The sequence below is a fragment of the Nocardioides oceani genome, from assembly GCF_030412965.1.
GTDB classification, from domain to species: Bacteria; Actinomycetota; Actinomycetes; order Propionibacteriales; family Nocardioidaceae; genus Nocardioides; species Nocardioides oceani.
Map to the genome: position 1 here is coordinate 747554 of NZ_JAUHJQ010000001.1, position 20795 is coordinate 768348.

At 74.6% G+C, this 20795-nt stretch carries 13 protein-coding genes; 5 read left to right on the forward strand and 8 right to left on the reverse strand.

The genetic code is table 11. The annotated features are described in order from the left end of the window. Window positions 1–113 precede the first annotated feature (113 nt). Genes glgX through treZ form a run of 3 tightly spaced genes read left to right on the forward strand, consistent with a single transcriptional unit; the run spans window position 114 to window position 6462 of the window. Entirely contained in the window at window positions 114–2279 is a 2166-nt protein-coding gene (gene glgX, locus QWY28_RS03610; RefSeq protein WP_300950933.1) for a glycogen debranching protein GlgX, read from the forward strand. Between the two features lie 2 nt (window positions 2280–2281). After that, window positions 2282–4690 (forward strand): malto-oligosyltrehalose synthase, encoded by a 2409-nt coding sequence (gene treY / locus QWY28_RS03615; protein WP_300950934.1) that lies wholly within the window; start codon window positions 2282–2284, stop codon window positions 4688–4690. Next, complete coding sequence (gene treZ, locus QWY28_RS03620) at window positions 4687–6462, forward strand: malto-oligosyltrehalose trehalohydrolase (RefSeq protein ID WP_300950935.1); 1776 nt, start codon at window positions 4687–4689, stop codon at window positions 6460–6462. Before treY ends, treZ begins: the two co-directional genes overlap by 4 nt. Before the next feature lie 157 nt (window positions 6463–6619). Here treZ and QWY28_RS03625 read toward each other — a convergent pair whose 3' ends face one another. Genes QWY28_RS03625 through QWY28_RS03635 form a run of 3 tightly spaced genes read right to left on the reverse strand, consistent with a single transcriptional unit; the run spans window position 6620 to window position 8836 of the window. Further along, on the reverse strand, window positions 6620–7309 hold the full coding sequence (locus QWY28_RS03625; protein ID WP_300950936.1) for an NAD-dependent deacylase: 690 nt from the start codon (window positions 7307–7309) through the stop codon (window positions 6620–6622). Between the two features lie 37 nt (window positions 7310–7346). Next, on the reverse strand, window positions 7347–7868 hold the full coding sequence (locus tag QWY28_RS03630) for a DUF4333 domain-containing protein (protein ID WP_300950937.1): 522 nt from the start codon (window positions 7866–7868) through the stop codon (window positions 7347–7349). A 23-nt stretch (window positions 7869–7891) separates the two neighbouring features. Continuing rightward, complete coding sequence (locus QWY28_RS03635; RefSeq protein ID WP_300950938.1) at window positions 7892–8836, reverse strand: 1,4-dihydroxy-2-naphthoyl-CoA synthase; 945 nt, start codon at window positions 8834–8836, stop codon at window positions 7892–7894. A gap of 71 nt (window positions 8837–8907) precedes the next feature. Between QWY28_RS03635 and QWY28_RS03640 the strand changes: the two genes are divergently transcribed. Beyond that, complete coding sequence (locus QWY28_RS03640) at window positions 8908–9360, forward strand: nitroreductase family deazaflavin-dependent oxidoreductase (RefSeq protein ID WP_300950939.1); 453 nt, start codon at window positions 8908–8910, stop codon at window positions 9358–9360. Window positions 9361–9494: 134 nt separating this feature from the next. Here the strand turns inward: QWY28_RS03640 and QWY28_RS03645 are convergent, their stop codons facing one another. The 5 genes from QWY28_RS03645 to QWY28_RS03665 form a co-directional block, all read right to left on the reverse strand. Then, a complete protein-coding gene (locus tag QWY28_RS03645; RefSeq protein ID WP_300950940.1) occupies window positions 9495–10106 on the reverse strand; it encodes an ACT domain-containing protein in 612 nt (203 codons plus the stop codon). 45 nt (window positions 10107–10151) lie between these two features. Next, window positions 10152–11990 carry an exodeoxyribonuclease V subunit alpha gene (recD, locus tag QWY28_RS03650; protein ID WP_300950941.1) on the reverse strand — a complete coding sequence of 613 codons (1839 nt, stop codon included), beginning with the start codon at window positions 11988–11990 and terminating at the stop codon, window positions 10152–10154. Beyond that, window positions 11987–15382, reverse strand: coding sequence for a UvrD-helicase domain-containing protein (locus QWY28_RS03655; RefSeq protein ID WP_300950942.1), 3396 nt, complete (start codon window positions 15380–15382; stop codon window positions 11987–11989). Before QWY28_RS03655 ends, recD begins: the two co-directional genes overlap by 4 nt. Continuing rightward, window positions 15379–18708, reverse strand: coding sequence for an exodeoxyribonuclease V subunit gamma (gene recC / locus QWY28_RS03660; protein ID WP_300950943.1), 3330 nt, complete (start codon window positions 18706–18708; stop codon window positions 15379–15381). Before recC ends, QWY28_RS03655 begins: the two co-directional genes overlap by 4 nt. A 102-nt stretch (window positions 18709–18810) precedes the next feature. Continuing rightward, window positions 18811–19479 carry a SemiSWEET family transporter gene (locus tag QWY28_RS03665; protein ID WP_300950944.1) on the reverse strand — a complete coding sequence of 223 codons (669 nt, stop codon included), beginning with the start codon at window positions 19477–19479 and terminating at the stop codon, window positions 18811–18813. Window positions 19480–19781: 302 nt separating this feature from the next. On the opposite strand from QWY28_RS03665, the gene QWY28_RS03670 reads away from it, so the two are divergent. Further along, a complete protein-coding gene (locus QWY28_RS03670) occupies window positions 19782–20483 on the forward strand; it encodes a hypothetical protein (protein WP_300950945.1) in 702 nt (233 codons plus the stop codon). Window positions 20484–20795 lie beyond the last annotated feature (312 nt).

Below are 20795 nucleotides of genomic sequence, written 5' to 3' on the forward strand. Positions count from 1 at the left end.
GGTGACGGGTGTCCTGCGGACGGAGTGGGTAACGGGAGCGTCCTGGGGGCGTCCCCGCGCGCCCCGGGATTCGATCGATCCAAACCACCACCACGCACCACGAAGGGCACCCCATGACCGAGGTCTGGCCCGGCCAGCCGTACCCCCTGGGCGCGACGTTCGACGGCACCGGCACGAACTTCGCCCTCTTCAGCGAGGTCGCCGAACGCGTCGAGCTCTGCCTGTTCGACGAGGACGGCGCCGAGACGCGCGTCGAGGTCACCGAGGTCGACGCGTTCGTCTGGCACTGCTACCTGCCCGCGGTCCAGCCCGGCCAGCGCTACGGCTACCGCGTGCACGGTCCGAACGACCCGACCCAGGGCCTGCGCTGCAACCCGAACAAGCTGCTGCTGGACCCCTACGCCAAGGCCACCAGCGGCGACATCGCGTGGGACCAGGCCCTGTTCGGCTACGACTTCGGCGACCCCGACTCCCGCAACGACGACGACTCCGCGGCCCACATGACCAAGGGCGTGGTGATCAACCCGTTCTTCGACTGGGAGGGCGACCGGCCGCTCGGCATCCCCTACAACGAGTCGTTCATCTACGAGGCCCACGTCAAGGGCCTCACCCAGCTGCACCCGGACATCCCCGAGGCCCAGCGCGGCACGTACGCCGGCCTCGCGCACCCCGCGATCACCGAGCACCTGCAGAAGCTAGGCGTGACCGCCATCGAGCTGATGCCGGTCCACCAGTTCGTCCAGGACAGCACGCTGCTCGAGAAGGGGCTGCGCAACTACTGGGGCTACAACACCCTCGGCTTCTTCGCCCCGCACCACGAGTACGCCGCCTCCGGCGAGGCCGGCCAGCAGGTGCAGGAGTTCAAGTCGATGGTCAAGGCGATGCACGCCGCGGGCATCGAGGTCATCCTCGACGTGGTCTACAACCACACCGCCGAGGGCAACCACATGGGCCCCACGCTGAGCTTCCGCGGCATCGACAACCAGGCCTACTACCGCCTCGTCGACGACGACAAGCGCTACTACATGGACTACACCGGCACCGGGAACAGCCTCAACGTCGGCCACCCGCACTCGCTGCAGCTGATCATGGACTCGCTGCGCTACTGGGTCACCGAGATGCACGTCGACGGGTTCCGCTTCGACCTCGCCTCGACGCTGGCGCGCGAGTTCTACGAGGTCGACCGGCTGGCGACGTTCTTCGAGCTCGTGCAGCAGGACCCGGTCGTCTCGCAGGTCAAGCTCATCGCCGAGCCCTGGGACATCGGCCCCGGCGGCTACCAGGTCGGCGGCTTCCCGCCGCAGTGGTCGGAGTGGAACGGCGCCTACCGCGACACCGTCCGCGACTTCTGGCGCGGCGAGCCGGCGCTGGGCGAGTTCGCCAGCCGCCTCGCGGGCTCCTCGGACCTCTACGAGCACTCCGGCCGGCGCCCCTTCGCCAGCATCAACTTCGTCACCGCCCACGACGGCTTCACGCTGCGCGACCTGGTGTCGTACAACGAGAAGCACAACGACGCCAACGGCGAGGACAACAACGACGGCGAGAGCCACAACCGGTCGTGGAACCACGGCGTCGAGGGCCCGACCGACGACGCGGAGGTCCTCACCGCCCGCGCCCGGGAGCAGCGGAACTTCCTCGCCACGCTCCTGCTCAGCCAGGGTGTGCCGATGCTGCTGCACGGCGACGAGATGAGCCGCACCCAGGACGGCAACAACAACACCTACGCCCAGGACTCCGAGATCGCGTGGATGCACTGGGACCGCACGGACGCCGCGCTGGTGGAGTTCACCGCCGCGATCGCCGAGCTGCGCCGGACGCACCCGACGTTCCGCCGCAAGCGCTTCTTCACCGGCAGCGAGGTCCGCACCGGCGACGGCGAGCGGCTCAACGACATCGTCTGGCTGCACCCCGACGGCCGACCGATGGAGGACGGCGACTGGGAGAGCGGCCAGCGGGTGATCGGGATGTACCTCAACGGCGACGGCATCGCCGGCAAGGACGCCCGAGGCGAGCGCATCGTCGACGACCACTTCCTGCTCTACTTCAACGCCGACGGCCCGACCGAGGTCACCCTCCCGCCCGACGAGTACGCCGCCGCGTGGGACGTCGTGGTCGACACCGGCCGCGACAGCGACGCGACCGGGCTGCAGCCCGGCTCGACGGTCTCCCTGGAGACCCACAGCCTCGTGGTGCTCCAGCAGCACTCCGCGCCCGAGGCCGAGGTCGACACCTCCGTCGCGGCGTCGGTCGCCGCGCTGATCGAGAGCGAGCAGGAGTGAGCGTGGAGGGCAAGCACCGCGACGCCGGGCCCGCCGACGGCCAGCGGGTGCCGGTCAGCACCTACCGGCTCCAGATCAGCGAGGACTTCGACCTGTTCGAGGCGACCCGCCGGCTGGCGTACCTGCGCGACCTCGGCGTCGACTGGGTCTACCTCTCCCCGCTGCTCGCGGCGGAGGCCGGCAGCACCCACGGCTACGACGTGGTGGCGCACGACCGGATCGACCCCACCCGCGGCGGCGAGGCCGGCCTGGCCGCTCTGTCGGCCGAGGCCCGCCGGCTCGGGCTCGGCGTGCTCGTCGACATCGTGCCCAACCACGTCGGTGTCGCGGCCCCGTCGGAGGACACCTGGTGGTGGGACGTCCTCAAGCACGGGCGCGAGTCCGAGCACGCGACGGCGTTCGACATCGAGTGGGCGGCCGGCGACGGCCGGATCCGGATCCCGGTCATCGGCGACGACGACCTCGACGACCCCGCCGCGGACCCGTCGGCGGCCGGGCCGATCCGCAACCTGCGGGTCGTCGACACCCCCGACGGCGCCGAGCTGCTATACCACGACAACCACTACCCGGTGGCGCCCGGCACGTGGTCGGAGGGCGACGACGCGAACGACGTCCACGCCCGCCAGCACTACGAGCTGGTGCACTGGCAGGTCGCCGACGAGGGGCTGAACTACCGCCGGTTCTTCGCGGTCAACACCCTCGCCGCGGTCCGCGTCGAGGACCCCGAGGTGTTCGCGGAGTCGCACAAGGAGGTGCGTCGCTGGTTCGAGGAGGGCCTGGTCGACGGCCTGCGGGTCGACCACCCCGACGGGCTGCGCGACCCCAAGCGCTACCTCGACGACCTGGCCGAGCTGACCGGCGGCGCCTACGTGCTCGTGGAGAAGATCCTCGAGCCCGGCGAGGAGCTCCCCGAGAGCTGGGCCACCGCCGGCACGACCGGGTACGACGTGCTGGCCCACGTCGACCGGGTGCTGACCGACCCCGCCGGGCAGGAGCCGCTGGACGCCCTCGAGGCGCGGCTGCGCGGCGGCCCGGTCGACTGGCACGCGATGATCCACGGCACCAAGCGCGAGGTCGCCGACGGGATCCTCAACAGCGAGGTCCGCCGGATCACCCGCGAGGTCCGCCGGATCCTTCCGGCCGGCCCGGACACCACGACCGACCGCGTCGTCGACGCCGTCGCGGAGCTGCTGGCCTGCTTCCCGGTCTACCGCTCCTACCTGCCCGAGGGCCGCGAGCACCTGGACCAGGCCTTCGCGGCTGCGCGCGAGGAGCGGCCCGACCTCGCGTCGACGTTCGACGTGCTGCTGCCGGTGCTGAGCGACCCGTGGACGCCGCCCGCGCGGCGCTTCCAGCAGACCAGCGGGATGGTGATGGCCAAGGGCGTGGAGGACTGTGCGTTCTACCGCTACTCCCGGCTCACCTCGCTCAACGAGGTCGGCGGCGACCCGAGCGTCTTCTCGCTCGACCCGGCGACCTTCCACGAGCACATGACGGTGCGCCAGGGCCACTGGCCGCACGCGATGACCACGCTCTCGACGCACGACACCAAGCGCGGTGAGGACGTCCGCGCCCGGATCACCGCCCTCGCCGAGGTGCCCGGCGCCTGGGAGGCGACGCTCGACCGGCTCCTCGAGCTGGTGCCGCTGCCGGACCCCGGCTTCGCCTCGCTGCTGTGGCAGGCGGTCGTCGGCGCCTGGCTGCCGTCGGACCCCGACCTGCGCGACCGGCTCCACGGGTACGCCGAGAAGGCGATGCGCGAGGCCGGCGACCGCACCACCTGGACCGACCCGGACGAGGCCTACGAGGCCGCAGTGCACGCCGCCGTCGACGCCGCCTTCGACCGCGCGGAGGTGCGCGGCGCGATCGAGGACCTGCTCCCCCGCGTCGTCGGCCCCGGGTGGGTCAACGCGCTGTCGGCGAAGCTGCTCTCGATCACGCTGCCCGGCGTGCCCGACGTCTACCAGGGCAGCGAGCTGTGGGAGCAGTCGCTGGTCGACCCCGACAACCGCCGGCCGGTCGACTTCGAGGCCCGCCGCACGATGCTGGAGCTGGCCGAGTGGTCGCCGCTGGGCGAGGCCCTCGACGACCCCGGGTCCGCCAAGCTCCGCGTCGCCCACACCGCGCTCACCCTGCGCCGCGACCGCCCCGAGCTCTTCGGGTCGTACGCCGCCGTGCCGGCGTCCGGCTCGGCCGCCGACCACGTGCTGGCCTACGACCGCGGCGGCGCGATCGCCGTCGTGACCCGCCTGCCCGTCGGGCTGGCCGCCCGCGGCGGCTGGGGCGACACCGAGCTCGAGCTGCCGCCCGGCCGGTGGCACGACGTGGTCGCCGACCGGCCCGCCTCGACCCGGCTGGCGGAGCTGCTCGACGCCTACCCCGTCGCCCTGCTCGTCCAGGAGGACTCATGACCACCACCGACCGCGCCCCCGCCCGGGGTCCCTTCGACCTGTGGGCGCCCAAGCCGTCCCGCGTGCGCCTGGCCCTCGGCCCGGCGGACGCGACCGAGGTCGTCGGGATGACGCGCGGCGACGACGGCTGGTGGACGCCGGTCGAGCCGGTTCCGGCGGGCGGCGACGTGGACTACGGCTACCTCGTCGACGACTCCGACACGGTGCTGCCCGACCCGCGCGCGCGCCGCCAGCCGCAGGGGGTGCACGAGCGGTCCCGCACCTACGACCCCGCGTCGTACACCTGGGGCGACGGGGCGTGGACCGGCCGCCAGCTCGCCGGGTCGGTCGTCTACGAGCTCCACGTCGGCACCTTCACCCCCGAGGGCACCCTCGACGCGGCGGCCGGGAAGCTCGAGCACCTGCGCGACATCGGCGTCGACCTGGTCGAGCTGCTGCCGGTCAACGGGTTCAACGGCACCCACAACTGGGGCTACGACGGCGTGCTGTGGCACACGGTCGCCGAGCAGTACGGCGGCCCGGCGGCGTACCAGCGCTTCGTCGACGCCTGCCACCAGGCCGGCCTCGGCGTGGTCCAGGACGTCGTCTACAACCACCTCGGGCCCAGCGGGAACTACCTCCCGGTCTTCGGCCCGTACCTCACCAGCGGCCGCAACACCTGGGGCGACTCGGTCAACCTCGACGGCGAGGGCTCGGCGGAGGTGCGGCGCTACATCCTCGACAACGTGCGGATGTGGCTGCACGACTACCACGTCGACGCGCTGCGGCTCGACGCCGTGCACGCCCTCGAGGACACCTCCGCGGTGCACCTGCTCGAGGAGATGGCGGTCGAGGTGGCCGCGCTGTCCGCGCACCTGCGGCGGCCGCTCACCCTCATCGCGGAGTCCGACCTCAACGACCCGAAGCTGGTCACGCCGCGCGAGGCCGGCGGCTACGGGCTCGACGCGCAGTGGAGCGACGACTTCCACCACGCCGTGCACGTGGCGCTGACGCGCGAGACGACCGGCTACTACGCCGACTTCGAGCCGCTCTCGGCGCTGGCGAAGGTCTGCGAGAAGGGCTTCTTCCACGACGGGACGTGGTCGTCGTTCCGCGAGAGCGACCACGGCGTGCCGGTCGACACCGAGCACATGCCGACCTGGCGGCTCGTCGTCGCCAACCAGAACCACGACCAGATCGGCAACCGCGCCGTCGGCGACCGGATCGCCGAGGTGCTCGACGACGACCAGCTCGCGTGCGCCGCGCTGCTCACCCTTGCCGGTCCGTTCACCCCGATGCTCTTCCAGGGCGAGGAGTGGGCGGCGTCCACGCCGTTCCAGTTCTTTACCTCCCACCCCGAGCCGGAGCTCGGCAAGGCGACCGCCGAGGGCCGGATCTCGGAGTTCGCGAAGATGGGGTGGGATCCCTCGGTCGTGCCCGACCCGCAGGACCCGGAGACGTTCCGACGCTCGAAGCTCGACTGGACCGAGCTGTCCGGTGGGCGGCACGCCGTGCTGCTCGACGTCTACCGGCAGCTGGCGAGGCTGCGGCGGACCGTGCCCGCGCTGACCGACCCCGCGTTCACCTCGGTCTCCTGCACCGCGGACGAGGGCAGCCGGGTCTTCACCATGGAGCGCGCCGGCACGCTGATGGCGATCAACTTCGGGGACGCCCCCGCCGACCTCACCGTCGACCCGGACCTCGCCGTCCTCTTCGCCACGCCCACCGGCGCCGAGCTGCTCCCCGGCGGCGCGCTGTCGCTGCCGCCGCACGTCGGCGTGCTGCTGGGGTAGCCGGTCTCAGGGATGGCCGCGGAGCTGCAACATCCCAAGTGAACCTGGGATCTCCACGCTTCGCGGCCATCGCGATGGCCGCGAAGCGTCAGGATCGGCCGCGAAGTGCCGTCCCCGAGGGCTACGGGGTCTCCGGGGACGCCCAGCGGGCGAGCCGCTAGCGGCCGACGAGCTCGTCCACCCAGGCGGGCACCAGCTCGCCGGCCCGGCCGTGCCGGGTCTCGTCGAAGAGCGTGGTGACCTCGCTGACCTGGAGGTTCAGCTCCAGGGTGCGGGCACCGTACGTCGCCGCCTGCTGCACGAAGCCGGCCGCGGGGTAGACCGCGCCGGAGGTGCCGATCGAGACGAACAGGTCGGCCGACTCCAGCGCGAGGTAGATCCGGTCCATCTCGTAGGGGATCTCGCCGAACCACACCACGTCCGGGCGCAGGTCGGGGGTGCCGCAGCGCGGGCACGGCGGCAGGTCGGCCAGGTCGTGCTCCCAGCGGGACCGGCCGCGGCAGGCCCGGCACACGGCCGAGAGCAGCTCGCCGTGCATGTGCAGGACGCGCGAGGACCCGGCGCGCTCGTGCAGGTCGTCGATGTTCTGGGTGACGACCAGCAGGTCCTCGCCGAGCGCCTCCTCCAGCCGCGCGAGCGCGTGGTGGGCGGGGTTGGGCTCCACCGCGGCCAGCGCCTTGCGCCGGGCGTCGTAGAACCGGTGGACCACGAACGGCTGCGCGTCGTAGGCCTCCGGCGTCGCGACGTCCTCGACCCGGTGCCCCTCCCACAGCCCGTCGGCGTCCCGGAAGGTCGGCACCCCGCTCTCGGCGGAGATACCGGCTCCGGTCAGCACCACGACCTTCATGCCGTCGAGTGTCTCAGGTCACCGGGCGCCGCGCGGGTCAGCCCGGGAGACGGAACCGGATCCGCACGTCCAGGCCGTCCACCGCGCGGACGGTCGCCTCCACCTCGGTACGCCGCCCGCCGTCCGGCGGGCCGGCCCGGCACGCCACCGACTCGCCGACCACGCCGACCAGCTCCTCCGCGCAGACCACCTCGCCGACGACGTACCCCTCCTCGCCGAGGCCGCGCAGGACCGTCCGCGCGACCCGGTCGGCGGGGACCACCGGCACGGTCGTGAACTCGAGGCCGTCGTCGGACTCCCGCGTCACCGTCGCCCGGACCGTCGCCAGGTCGCGGCGCACCGCCAACCGGCAGTCCTGCGTGGCGCCCACCTGCGCCGCGAGCGGGCCGTCGCAGCGGACGTCGACCCGAGCGTCACCGGCGCCCGGGTAGAGCGCGGCCACCTCGTCGGCCAGCGCGTCCGCGGACAGGTCGGCGTCCTCCGTCCCGCACCCGCCCAGCGCCATGGCGGTCACGAGGACCGCCGCGGGGGCCGCCACGGGGAGCAGGAGACGTCGCACGGGCGGCCGGTGCCCGGGTCGGCTCAGTAGTACCAGGGGTAGGGCGACCAGTCGGGGTCGCGCTTCTCCAGGAACTGGTCGCGGCCCTCCTGCGCCTCGTCGGTCATGTAGGCCAGCCGGGTGGTCTCGCCGGCGAAGAGCTGCTGGCCGACGAGCCCGTCGTCGATGGCGTTGAAGGCGTACTTCAGCATCCGCTGGGCGGTCGGGCTCTTGCCGTTGACCAGCCGGCCCCACTCCAGGGCGGTCGCCTCGAGCTCGGCGTGGGGGACGGCGCGGTTGACGGTGCCCATCCGGACGCCGTCCTCGGCGGAGTACTCCTGGCCGAGGAAGAAGATCTCGCGGGCGAACTTCTGGCCGACCTGGCGGGCGAGGTACGCCGACCCGAACCCGGCGTCGAACGACCCGACGTCCGCGTCGGTCTGCTTGAACCGCGCCTCCTCGAGGCTCGCCACCGTCAGGTCGCACACGACGTGGAGGCTGTGCCCGCCGCCGGCGGTCCAGCCGGGGACGACGCAGATGACGATCTTGGGCATGAACCGGATCAGCCGCTGCACCTCGAGGATGTGCAGCCGCGCGAGCCGCGCCTTGTCGATGGGGCTGGGCTGCTCGGCGCCGGTGTCGGCCGCCCCGGCCGTGACGTCCTCGTACTGGTAGCCCGCCTTGCCGCGGATCCGCTGGTCCCCGCCGGTGCAGAACGCCCACTTGCCGTTCTTGGCGCTCGGGCCGTTGCCGGTGAGCAGCACGCAGCCGACGTCGGCGCTGGTGCGGGCGTGCTCGAGGACGGCGAGCAGCTCGTCGACGGTGTTCGGGCGGAACGCGTTGAGCACGTCGGGCCGGTCGAAGGCGACGCGGACCGTGCCGTGGGCCTTCGCGCGGTGGTAGGTCAGGTCGGTCAGGTCCTCGAAGCCGGGGACGACGTCCCACTGCTCGGCGTCGAAGATCTCCGACACCCCGTCGATCGCGCTCATGCGCCCGACCCTAGTGGGGCTGCGACGGCCCCCGGGGAATAGGTCGGCGCCCCCGTGGGCTCCGGAGGGTCATGGACCTCTTGGACGGTGAGTACCAGCCCAGCCCCGAGGCGTGGGTGCGCGACCAGGTCGAGACCTACGAGCGGACCGGCGGCCGCGAGGGCAACATCTTGATGGACAAGCCGGAGTGGCCGATCGTGGTCATCACCTCGCGGGGCTCCCGGTCGGGCAAGCTGCGCAAGAACCCGGTCATGCGGGTCGAGCACGACGGCGTGTACGCCGCGGTCGCCTCGAAGGGCGGCGCGCCGGAGCACCCGAGCTGGTACGCCAACTTCCTCGCCCACCCGGTCGTCCAGCTGCAGGACGGTCCGGAGCCGGCGCTCTACCGCGCCCGGGTCGCCACCGGCGCCGAGCGCGCGGAGTGGTGGGAGCGCTGCGTCGCCCAGTACGCGCCGTACGCGGAGTACCAGGAGAAGACCGACCGCGAGATCCCCGTCTTCCTCCTCGAGCGCGTCGAGGACTGACCTCGGCGGCCCTGGTCGTGGGTCGGCGTGGTCGTGTGATGGGGGCGCCGCCGGCGGGGTAGTCACGGACGAAAACGTCCCTGGCGGTGACCGGCGAGGACGACAACGTCCGTGACTACCCCGGCCGCGAGGTGTCAGCCGACGCGGGCCATCGTCTGGGCCAGGCCGACGAGGTGGTCGAGGCGGGCGAGCTCGGAGTCGAGGAACTCCGGGCCGCCGCGGCGGCCGATGATGATGATCTCGTTGCCGTCGAGCCGTACGGCGGCGTAGATCGTGACGTCGTCGCCCTCGACCTCGAGCCGCTCGGTGCGGTCGATCTCGACGAAGCCGAGGCCGTCGGGGGCCGCCTCGGTGCGGTGGCGGATGCCCGAGGCGCGGTGGACGCGGGCGGCCCAGTCGGCGCGGAACGTGACGGGCAGCAGGTCGATGCAGCGGTCGACGGCCTGGGCAGGGTCGGCCGTCAGCTCCTCGACGGCCTCGAGGTCCAGCACGAGGTTGCCGCCGGCGGCGTACCGGCTGATCCACACGACCTCCACGCCCTCGAGCTGGTTGCACGCCGAGACCACCGAGTCCGGCATCGCGCCGCCGGACATCTCGAGCAGCACGTCGTCGAGCGCCGTGCCGTCGTGGCGCTTCTCGACGATCTCGATCGCCTCGATGTCGCCGCCGGCCTCACCGATCGCGGTCGCCAGGCGTCCCAGCGAACCGGGGACGTCGGGCAGCTCGACGCGCAGCAGGAAGGGCATGCTGCGGACCCTAGTCCGCGGAGGTTGCGCGCCCGTTTCCCCGTGTCACGCTCCGGACCCGCGTGTCCCGGCTCCGACGCGGGCGGCCTGCAGCCGTCGCCGCAGGCCGGTCGCGCGCTCGGCGCTGGTGCCGACGGCCGCACGCACCGCGGCCTCCGAGCCGACCACGCGCACGTGCTCCTGGGCGCGGGTGACCGCCGTGTAGAACAGCTCCCGGCTGAGCAGCCGCGACCCCTCCTCGGGCAGCAGGACCGTCACCCGCCGCGCCTGGCTGCCCTGGCTCTTGTGGATCGTCATCGCGTGCATCGTCTCGACGGCGTCGAGCCGGCCGGGCGCGAAGTCGTGCAGCCCGCCGGAGCCGGCGATCCAGGCGCGGACCCGGCCGTCGTCGCCGAGCACCACGGCGCCGGTCTCCCCGTTGTAGACCTCGAGCGCGTGGTCGTTGGTGGTCACCAGCAACGGGCGACCGACGTACCACTGCTGGTGCAGGTCCTCGCCGATCTCCTCGCCGAGCCACTGCTCGACCGTGCGGTTCCAGACGCGCACGCCGTACGGGCCCTCGCGGTGCGCGCAGAGCAGGCGGTGGTCGTCGAGCGCGCGTACGGCGGCCGCCGCGTCGCCCCGCTCGGCAGCGCGCCGGACGGCGAGCGCCGAGGCCAGCGCGTCGGTCCGCAGGACGCTCGCCGGGTCGTCGGTCTCGACGTACTCCACCTCGGTCGACGGCGTCCGGAGCGCGGCCAGCACCTCGTCGGCCGTCCCGGTCCGGAGCGCCTCGGCGAGCGCCTTGATGTCCTGGGTCGAGCGGTAGTTCTCGGTCAGGGAGACGACCGGCGAGGCGGGGTCGCCCTCGTGGCCGGCCACGAGGTCGGAGAGGACGGCTCCGGCGCCCACGGACGTGAGCTGGCGCGGGTCGCCCACCAGCAGCAGGCGCGCCTGCGGGCGGACCGCCTCCAGCAGCCGGGCCATCAGGGTCAGCTCGACCATCGAGGACTCGTCGACGACCACGACGTCGTAGGTCAGCCGGTTCGTCCGGTCGTGCCGGAACCTGGTCGCGTTGTCGGGGCGCCAGCCCAGCAACCGGTGCAGGGTCATGGCGTCGAGCCCACGGCCTCGGCCGGTGGTCCGCAGCAGCCGGTCGCGGTCCTGGGCCGGCAGCGCGGCCAGCTCGGTCTCGACCGCCTCCTGCAGCCGGGCCGCGGCCTTGCCGGTGGGGGCGCTGAGCGCGACCGAGAGCCGCTCGCCGCGGGCGGCCGCCTGGTCGGCGAGCACGGCCAGGATCCGCGCGACCGTCGTGGTCTTGCCAGTGCCGGGGCCGCCGGTCAGCACGGTCGTCCACTGCCGCACGCTGCGCTCGGCCGCCTCGCGCTGCTGGTCGCTGAGCCGGCCGCCCCCGACCCGCTCCAGCGCCGCGGCGAGGGCGACCTCGTCGACGGGCGGCGGGTCCTGCGCGGCGCGCGCCACGAGGTCGTCGCAGACCTGCTGCTCGAGGCGGTGGTACCGGTCGAGGTAGAGCAGGCCGTGCTCGAGGCGGAGCGCGCCCTGCTCGACGAGCCGCGAGCCGGCCACCGCCGCGAGCCAGGCGTCCGGCTCGGGCAGCACCAGTCCCGGGACGGCCGGCTCCGGGACCAGGTCGCGGGCGACGTCGGGGAACCGAGCGAGGTCCACGGCGACCGAGCCGTGCCGGACCGCACGCACCGCCAGGGCCAGCGCGAGCAGCACCGGCTCGGCGTCGGGGTCCTCGCCCGCGAGGTCGGCGACCCGGGTCGCGACGTGCAGGTCGCCGGCCTCGAGCAGGCCGGCCCGGTTGAGCGCGCCGAGCAGCCCGCCCGCGCCGGATGCGAGCCGGTGGTCGTGGTCGCCGACCGGCTCGAAGAGCTCGGTCATCCGCGCACCTCCTGCGTGCCGCGGGCCCTGCGCGGGCGGTCGAGCCGACCGTCGAGCAGGTCGGAGAGCTCCTCGACGAGCGCGACCGGCGGTCGCCAGGTGAACACCCCGCAGGGCTCGCCGTCGACGAGCGGGGTGTCCGGGCCGCACATGCCGCGCAGGTAGAGGTACAGCACCCCGCCGAGGTGCACCTCGGGGTCGTACCCGGGCTGGCGCCAGCGCAGGAACCGGTGCAGCACGGCGGCGTACAGCAGGGCCTGCAGCGGGTAGTCGGAGTGCCCCATGGCGGCGTCGAGCGCCTCGGGCCGGTAGGCGTGGGCGGTCAGCGGCTCGTCGGCCGGGCCGAGCCAGTTGGTCTTGTAGTCGACCACGACGTAGCGCGGCCGCCCGTGCTCGTCGCGCAGCCGGAGGACCACGTCGACCGACCCGGTCAGGTAGCCGCGCAGGCTCTGCGCCCCGAGCGCCGCCTGGTCGAGCTGGTCGGCGTAGGCCCGGACCGGGTCGCCCTCCGGCAGGTGCCGGCGCAGCAGCGGGGCGAGGTCGCCGAGGCGGGCGTCCCCGCCTCCCCCGGCCAGGTCGCCACCGGAGAGCGGCAGCTCGAACTCCATCTCGCGCAGCCGGTCGCGCAGCGGGACCCGCCGCAGCGTGGTGGGGGCGACCGTCCCGCCGACCGAGCCGAGCGGGGAGTCGCACACCGCCACGAGGGCGTCCGCGAGGCGCTCGGGGTCGACCGGCACGGGCCAGCGGACGAGCTGCTCGCGCGCGTGGTCGAGCAGCTCGGCGCGCAGGTCGGCCGCCTGGGGGTCGGCGTGCTCGAGCACCGCGTGGACCAGCGAGCCGAAGGTCGCGCCGACCGGCAGGTCGGCCATCGGGGAGGGCACCGCCTCGCCCGGCCCGGGCTCGGGCTGGGCGTCCGCGGAGGGCGTGGGGACGGCCGCGGCCGGCTCGTCCTCCCTGGTGACCGACTCCGGCTCGCTGGAGACCCCGCCAGGCGTGCCCGCGGTGGCGACCACCTCGACCCGGGTGAGCGCGGAGTACGACGTGCGCCGCCACGCGATGTCGACCTCGCGCTCGAAGCGGCGGACGGCGAGGGCCGGCGGGGCCGGCCGGTCGGGGTCGGGGCCTGGGTCGGCGGGCACGGCGGGCTCGACGGTCGGACCGCCGGCGGCCTGCCACCGGGCGAGGAACTCGGCGGCCTCGTCGTCGCTGCGGTTGGCGAACTCCGCAGGCACCTCGGCCATGCCGGGACGCCGGCCGAGGACCATGCGGTGCAGCGGCGAGGAGGGGGTGTTGCGGGTCGGTGACCACCAGGCGACGACCTGGGAGCGGGCGCGGGTGAGGGCGACGTACAGCAGGCGGAGGTGCTCGGCGGCCTCCTCGTCGGCCCAGCGCCGGACGTAACCGTCCCAGCCGTCCCCGCCCGGCCCACCGACGGCCAGGCAGCGGCGGCCCTCGGCGTCGTGGAAGAGCGGCGTCGACGGCTTGGGCACGTTGCGGTCGGCGAGCGCGGGGAGGTAGACGACGGGGTACTCCAGGCCCTTGCTGGCGTGGATGGTCACCAGCTGCACGGCGGCGGCGTCGGAGTCCAGGCGACGGGTGCGCTCGGCGCCGCGGCCCTCCTGGGCGTCGGCCACCTGCTGGCGCAGCCAGGTGACCATGGCGACGAGGCCGAGGCGCTCGGCGAGGGCGGCCTCGTGCAGCGCCTCGCCGATGTGGCGCAGGTCGGTGAGCCGACGCTCGCCGCCGACCTCGGCCAGCACGCGCGCCGGGAGGCCGCCGACGGTCGCCGCCTCGAGGACGGCGGCCACGCCGCGACGGGTGAACACCTCCACCCAGGACCGGAGCGTGTCGGCGACGTCGTCGGTCAACGGGTCGCCGCCGGCGTCCAGCTCGGCAGCGGTGTGCCCGAGGAAGCAGGTGAGCGCGGCGGTGCGGACCCGGGCGCTGCGGTGCGGCTGCTCGAGCGCCTCGAGCAGCTCGAGCCACTCGGTCGCGGCGGGCGTCGCGAACACGCTGCCGCCGCCGGCGATGACGGCCGGCACTCCCACGTCGTGCAGCGCCGAGCGGCAGGCGGCGAGGTCGGCGTGGCGGTAGCTGATGACGGCGACGTCGCGCGGCTCCAGCGGGCGACCCTCGAAGGTCGCGCCCGACGCGAGCAGTCGCCGGACGTCCAGCGCGAGGTCGCGGGCGATGTGCGGGCGGGTCTGGCTCACGTAGAGCGGCGCGGTCCCCCGCCGGCCGAGCTGGTCGCGGCGCAGCACCCGCAGCCGGAACGGCGCTGTGCTCGGCGCGCCCTCGAGCCGTGAGCCCGGGTGGTGGTGCGTGACGTCGTGGACGACGATCCGCGGGTCGCCGAGCTCGGCCCCGCGCAGCACCGTCTGGAACGCGTCGAGCAGGTGCTCGTCGCTGCGCCAGTTGACCGGGAGGGTCTTGGTGGTGGTCGCGGTCGCCGCTGCCTGGAGGTACGTCGTGACGTCGCCGCCGCGGAAGGCGTAGATCGCCTGCTTCGGGTCGCCGATGAGCACCATCGTCGCGTGGCCGGTGAACGCGCGGTCGAGCACCTGCCACTGCACCGGGTCGGTGTCCTGGAACTCGTCGACCAGGACGATGCTCCATCGCTGCCGCATCCGTGCGCGGGCCGGCGCGTCGGGGTGCTCGAGGGCGTGGGCGAGCTGCTCGAGCAGGTCGTCGTAGGACAGCACCCCGAGCCGGCGCTTGCGTCGCTCCATCTCCGCGCGGACCGCCCGGGCGAAGGCGACCCGACGGCCGGCCGGCGTGGAGCGGTCCTGGTCGGCCGGCTCGAGCCGCGCCTGCGGGTCGCCGACCACGGTGCGGGCGATGCCCATCGCCTCGGCCCGGCTGAACGCCGGCTCGGTGTCGGCGAAGGCGAACGCGCGCAGGTACAGGTCGTCGACCACCTCGGTCAGCAGGTCGTCGAGGTCCTCCACCAGCCGCGCCCGGGCGTCGGTGTCGCCGGCGACGCCCAGCGAGCCCAGCACCATCGAGCAGAACTGGTGGGTGGTCGCGATGGTGGCGCCGTCGAACCCGGCGAGGGCCTCGGTCACCCGGCGGTGCCGGCGCACCCGCTCGTCGGCGTCGCAGTCCAGCAGCAGGTCGATCAGCGCGGAGGGCTCCGCCGGCGCGAGGGTCGGGTCGTCGGCCAGGGCCCGCTCGGCCTCGACCAGCTGCGCGCGGACCCGCTCGCGCAGCTCCTGGCTGGCCGCGCGGCCGAACGTCACCACGAGCATCTTCTCGAGCAGGCACGCCCCCTCGGCGACGTAGCGCGTCACGAGCGCGGCGATCGTCCACGTCTTGCCGGTGCCGGCGCTCGCCTCGAGCAGGGTGGTGCCGGTGGGCAGCGGGTCGCGGATGTCGAAGGCGGTCGTGCTCACAGCGCGGCCACCCGCTCCCCGCCGGTGAGCAGCGGCTCCCACACGACCCAGGCGTACGTCGCCAGGCCGGCGTCGAGGAGGTCCGACAACGGGGCCCGCTCGCCCCACACCCGCACGTGGTGCGGGTCGGCGTCCTCGCGCTCGATGCCCCAGCTGTTGCCGGGGTCGGTGCGCCACTCCCGCTCGGCGGCCTGCTCCGGGGACCGGTCGTTGCCCATCAGCTCCAGGACCCGGGCCTCGGCCCAGGCGTGCGCGGTCAGCACGGGGACCGGCAGCGGGCGGGTCAGGCCGAGGTCCCTCAGCTCGACGAGCTCGCGCAGCCACGTCGTCGCCCGGTGGTCGAGCGGGCCGGAGAGCGCGCGCTTGGGCCCCGCCTTGTCCTTCCCGACCGCGTGCGCGGTCCAGTGGTGGTCGGGACGGCCCGCGCTCAGCGCGAGCAGGTCCACCCAGGAGGCGAGCCGCTGCTTGGCCTTGAGCCGGGAGTAGCTCAGCGTCACGATCCGCGTGGCGTGGACCCGCTGCACCACGCCGCTGAGCCGACGACCGTCGCCGAGGGCCACGTCGACGTCGATGCTGCGCGCCGGGCCGGAGCGGAGGTCGGCGGTGCGGTTCCAGAGCTTCTCGGACTCCTGGGCGACCTCGCTGAGCTTCTGGTGGCCGAGCCGACCCGGCGGGAGCGACCCGCGCAGCTGCTCGGCGGTGAGGACCGCCGTCGGGTCCTGCCCGGCGAGCAGCTCGTTGAGCAGCCGGTCGCCGACCTCCCAGGAGCGCAGCCCGTCGAGGTCGACCGGGATCGCGTCGCTGACCTCCTCGGCCGAGCGCGGGCTGCCGACGTCGAGCCGGCGGCGCAGGAACGCGCGGACGGGGTGCCGGAGGAAGTCGTGGAGGTCGGCCAGCGAGACGTCCTCGGTGTCCCGCTCGGCCAGCGGCGTCGCGAGGAACGGCGGGCACGGGTGCCGCTCCCCCAGGGCCGCTCGGGCCCCGGCGAGGGCCGGCTCGTCGAAGGCGAACGGGCCCGGGGTGCCGAGCGCGCCGTCGGCGAACGAGCGGGCGTCGTACGGCTGCAGGGGGTGGCGGACGAGGACCCGGTCGCGCACCGGCTCGGCGGTGGTGCGGTCCAGCGCGTCGAGCACCTCGCCCAGCGGGACCGCCGGCGGCCGCGTCGCGCCGGAGTGCTCGTTGGCGCCGGTGTAGGTGACCACGAGCGTCTCGGTCGCCGCCATGACCGCGTCGAGGAGGAGCTGGCGGTCCTCGCTGCGGAGGTCGCGCTCGCCGGTGAGCGGCCGGCGGGCGAGCGCGTCGTCGCCGTCCACGGCGCCCGTGCGCGGGAAGACGCCGTCGTCGAGGCCGACCAGGCAGACCACCCGGTGCGGCACCGACCGCATCGGGACCATCGTGCAGACGGTCAGGGTCCCGGTGCGGAAGTTGGCGCGGGTGGGCCTCCCGGCCAGCCGGGACTCCAGGAGCGCGCGCACGTCGGCCAGCCTCAGCGGCACGTCGGCGCCCTCGCCGGCCGCCTCGACGGCGCGGGCGAGCTCGCGCTCCAGCTGCGGCAGCTGCCAGGCGTCGTCGACCGGCACGTCGGTCAGGGCGCGGACGCCGTCGCGCAGGGCGCCCATCCACTCCCCCACCCGGCCTGCGGCGCCGAGCGCACGCAGGCACTCCTCGAGCCGGGCCATCAGCTCGGCGAGGCGGCCGACCAGGTCGATGTCGCCGCTGCCGACGTCGTCGAGCGGGAGGCCGCGACCGAGGTGCCGGTGGTCGTCCCCGCTCATGACGACGCCCAGCAGCACCCGGTCGAGGCCGGCGCGCCAGGTGTTGTGCTCGAAGCCGCTCATCGAGAAGCCGGCGCGGCCCTCCGCGTCGAGGCCCCACCGGATGCCGGCGTCACCGACCCAGCGGGTGATCCGGGCCAGCTCGTCGTCGGTCAGCCGGAACCGCGCCCGCACCGGCTCGGCCGCCATCAGGTCCAGCACCTCGCTGGCCGTGACCCGGCCACCGGCGAGCTCGACCACACGCGCGGCCACCGACAGCAGCGGGTTGGTGCTGGTGAGCGCCCGGTCCGCCAGCCGCACGCGGAGCCGGTGGGCGGGGTGGCCGTGCTCGTCGGGCACCACGTCGGCCAGCCCGAACCCGGCCGAGACCAGCGGGGCGAAGGTCTCGATGTCGGGGCACATCACGAGGATGTCGCGGGGCTCGAGCGTGGGGTCGTCGGCGAGCAGCCCGACGAGCACCTCGCGCAGCACGTCGACCTGGCGGGCGGGTCCGTGGCAGGCGTGCACCTGGACGCTGCGGTCCCCCGCGGCCGGAGCCCGGCCGGCGCGCGTGGCGGCGTCGGGCGCGGCGTTGGCGCGCAGGTCGTGCTGCAGCCAGCCGAGGAGCGTCGCCGGCGTGGTCGTCGGCAGCGGGTGCTCGTGCTCCTCGGCGGCGACCGCGGCGAGCGTGCGGCGCAGCTCGCGGGTGTCGCGCCCGAGCGAGGCGAGCAGCGGGTGTCCCACCCGCAGGGCGGAGTCGTCCTCGGCACGGACGACCGGACCACCCAGGCCGGTGAGCGACCGCCACAGGCCCGGCGAGGGCTGCGGCAGCCACAGGTGCACCTCGCGGCTCTCGGCGAGGGCGCCGAGCAGCTCGACCTCGGTCGCCGGCAGCCGGGTGTGGCCGAACAGGGAGAGCCGGTCCGGCAGGTCGAGGCCGTCGCCCCCGGCGCGGAGCGCGGCCACGGTGTGCGCGTGCCGGACGTCGGGCGGGTCGAGCGGCACCCGGTCCAGCAGGCGCCGCCACAGCTCGGCCTGCCAGCGCAGGTCCTCCTCGAGGGGCCCGCCGGCGCCGTCGGTGTCCCGGCCCGCGCGCCAGTCGGCCACGAGCGTCGGTCGCTGCACGGCGTACGACGCGTAGAGGCCGGCCAACCGGCGCGCGACCGACCACCGCCGGTTGCGCCGCAGCGCCGCCTCCTCGCCCTCGAGGCCGTGCCCGAGGTGCCGCGCGAGCGTGGCGCACCACGGCTCGTCGAGGGTCTCGTCGATCACCCCGAGCAGCGGCCACACCAGCCGGTCGGGGTCCCACGGGTCGTCGCGGTCCCGGTCGAGCAGCAGGCCCACCAGCGAGCGGGGGCTGAGGAACCGCACACCGGCGCACACGCCGTCCGCGCCGCCCGGCGACGTACCCAGCCGGTGGGAGAGGCGCTGGGTCAGCCAGCGCTCGACGCCCTTGGCCGGGACGGCCACGACCTCCTCCGCGAACGGGTCCGGCAGCGGTCGCGACAGCAGCTCGCCGAGCGCGTCGGCGAGGCGGTCGGTCCGCGGGGCGGAGTGGAGGTGGAGCGGCACGCGGCGCAGCATGCCACCCGCCACCGACAGCCCGGCCCGGCTGGTTCGTCGGCGGCTCGGCGTCGGGCGGGGCCGGCGTCCTGCGAGGACGTCGGCGGCGAGCTAGGCGACCAGGCTCAGCTCGTCCGCGGAGACGGCCGGCGCCCCGGCGGGGAGCGCCGGCAGGCGGACCAGCCGGGCGTGCACGTGGGCCGGCAGGCCCACTCGGACCAGGATCGCCAGCGACCCGGCCGTCGCGACCGCGGCGTAGATGACGTTGGCGTCGACGTCGGCGAGGACGCCGTACGCACCGGCGAAGAGCGCGTCGACGATGAGCATCACCCAGCCGGAGACCGCGATCGCCGCGACGTCGTGGCTGCGCCAGGCGGTGAGCGCGGCCGGGGTCACCAGCAGGGCGACCGAGCAGCCGAGGACGACGGTGGCGGGGCCGTGCCCCACCCACAGCGCGGAGAGGCCGGCCGAGCCGACGAGGACCGCCCAGGCCGCGGGCAGCCACAGCCGCTCGCGCGAGCCACCCCGGTGCCAGGCCAGCACGAGGGCGCCGAGGGTCGCCGGGATGCTCACGGCCGCGGGCAGCGCCACCCACACGTCGCGCTCGATGACGCCGTACGTCGTCCAGGCGACGTTGCTGATGCTCGAGCAGGCGAGCGCGGCGACGCTGACGCCCGCCGCGGAGGTGGTGCGGCGCAGCTTGCGGAACTGCGGCACGGTGTAGCCGAAGGCGAGAAGGGTGGCGGCGAGTCCGATCAGGCTCGCGAGCTCGAGGGGCACTGCTGGTCCGTCCTGTTCCTGGGCGCGCGGTGGCGCGCACGTACGACGCGGCCGTCCCGCTGTGGCGGGACGACCGCGGAGGTCTGCTGGGAGTGGTGCTGCTCGTCGTGCTGGTTGGAGACGCGCCGGCGTGCGACCAGCCGGGGTCTCGAAGGAAATCTTACGGCCTCGCACCAGTGCAACCGGACGATCTGCTGCCGTTCTCGCGGGTCGATCCGGTGATCTCCCGCACACTCGCCTGCCTAACCCGGTCGTGGTTGGCTCGTTGACCTGAGGAACGTCCCGCCACTCCAGGAGTCGCCATGTCGCACCCCGTCCTCCGCCAGCTCCTGACCGCCGTCGCCGCCGTCGCCCTCGTGGTCGGCTCGATCGTCGGCGCCGGCGTGCTGCTCACCTCGGCCGGCACCGCGCCGGCCGCGGCAGCGCCGCCGAACTGCACGGCCGAGCAGAACACCTACGACAACGAGCGGGCCCGGGTCAGCCGGCTCGAGCGCGCGCTCGCCCAGAAGTCCGCCAAGGTGAAGGCGGCTCGCAAGGCCTACCAGAAGGCGGAGAAGGGTTCCGAGCAGCGGGCGAAGGCGAAGCGGAAGCTCGTCGCCGCGAAGGCCGCGAAGAAGCGCACCCAGCGCGACCTGGCCCAGGCCCGCTCCGACCGCGAGGCGGCCCGCCAGGACCTCGCCGACTGCCGCGCCCAGGCGTCCGCGTCGCCGACCAGCACCTCGACCGTCACCGCGACCGTCACGACGACGGTGAGCCCCTCCGGCTCGGCCACGACGAGCCCGAGCACCAGCCCCTCGACGACCGCGACCACGAGCCCGTCGCCGACCTGCACCCCGACGCCGACCGCGACCACCTCGCCGACCACCACGACGAGCCCGCGCCCGACCGTCACGCCGACCACGAGCCCGACGGCCAGCCCGACCAGCAACCCGTGCGGTGGCGGCAGCCCGCTCGACCCGCTGTGCGACGTCCTGCCGATCCCGGTCCTCTGCACGAACCCCTGACGACACCTCCCTCGACGGGCCGGGTCCGCACCTGGCTCGCCGAAGGCTGAGGAGGGCTGGGTAGTCCTCGACTCCGACGACACCCCGGGCGGTGCTGGACCCACGTGTCAGCGTCCTCGCCCGGGGTGTCGTCGCGTTCCGGCCCGGGCGGCCGATGACCGTCACCCACGGACCCGGACGACCCGGACGACGACGGTCGCTGCGCCAGGCTCTCCGGTGCGGCGCTGCAGGGGTCCCCGGTTCACCGGGGACCCCTGCGCTTCCCACGGGAGATCTGCCCCGACAAGTGCAGGACTTCCGTGGGATGTGGTG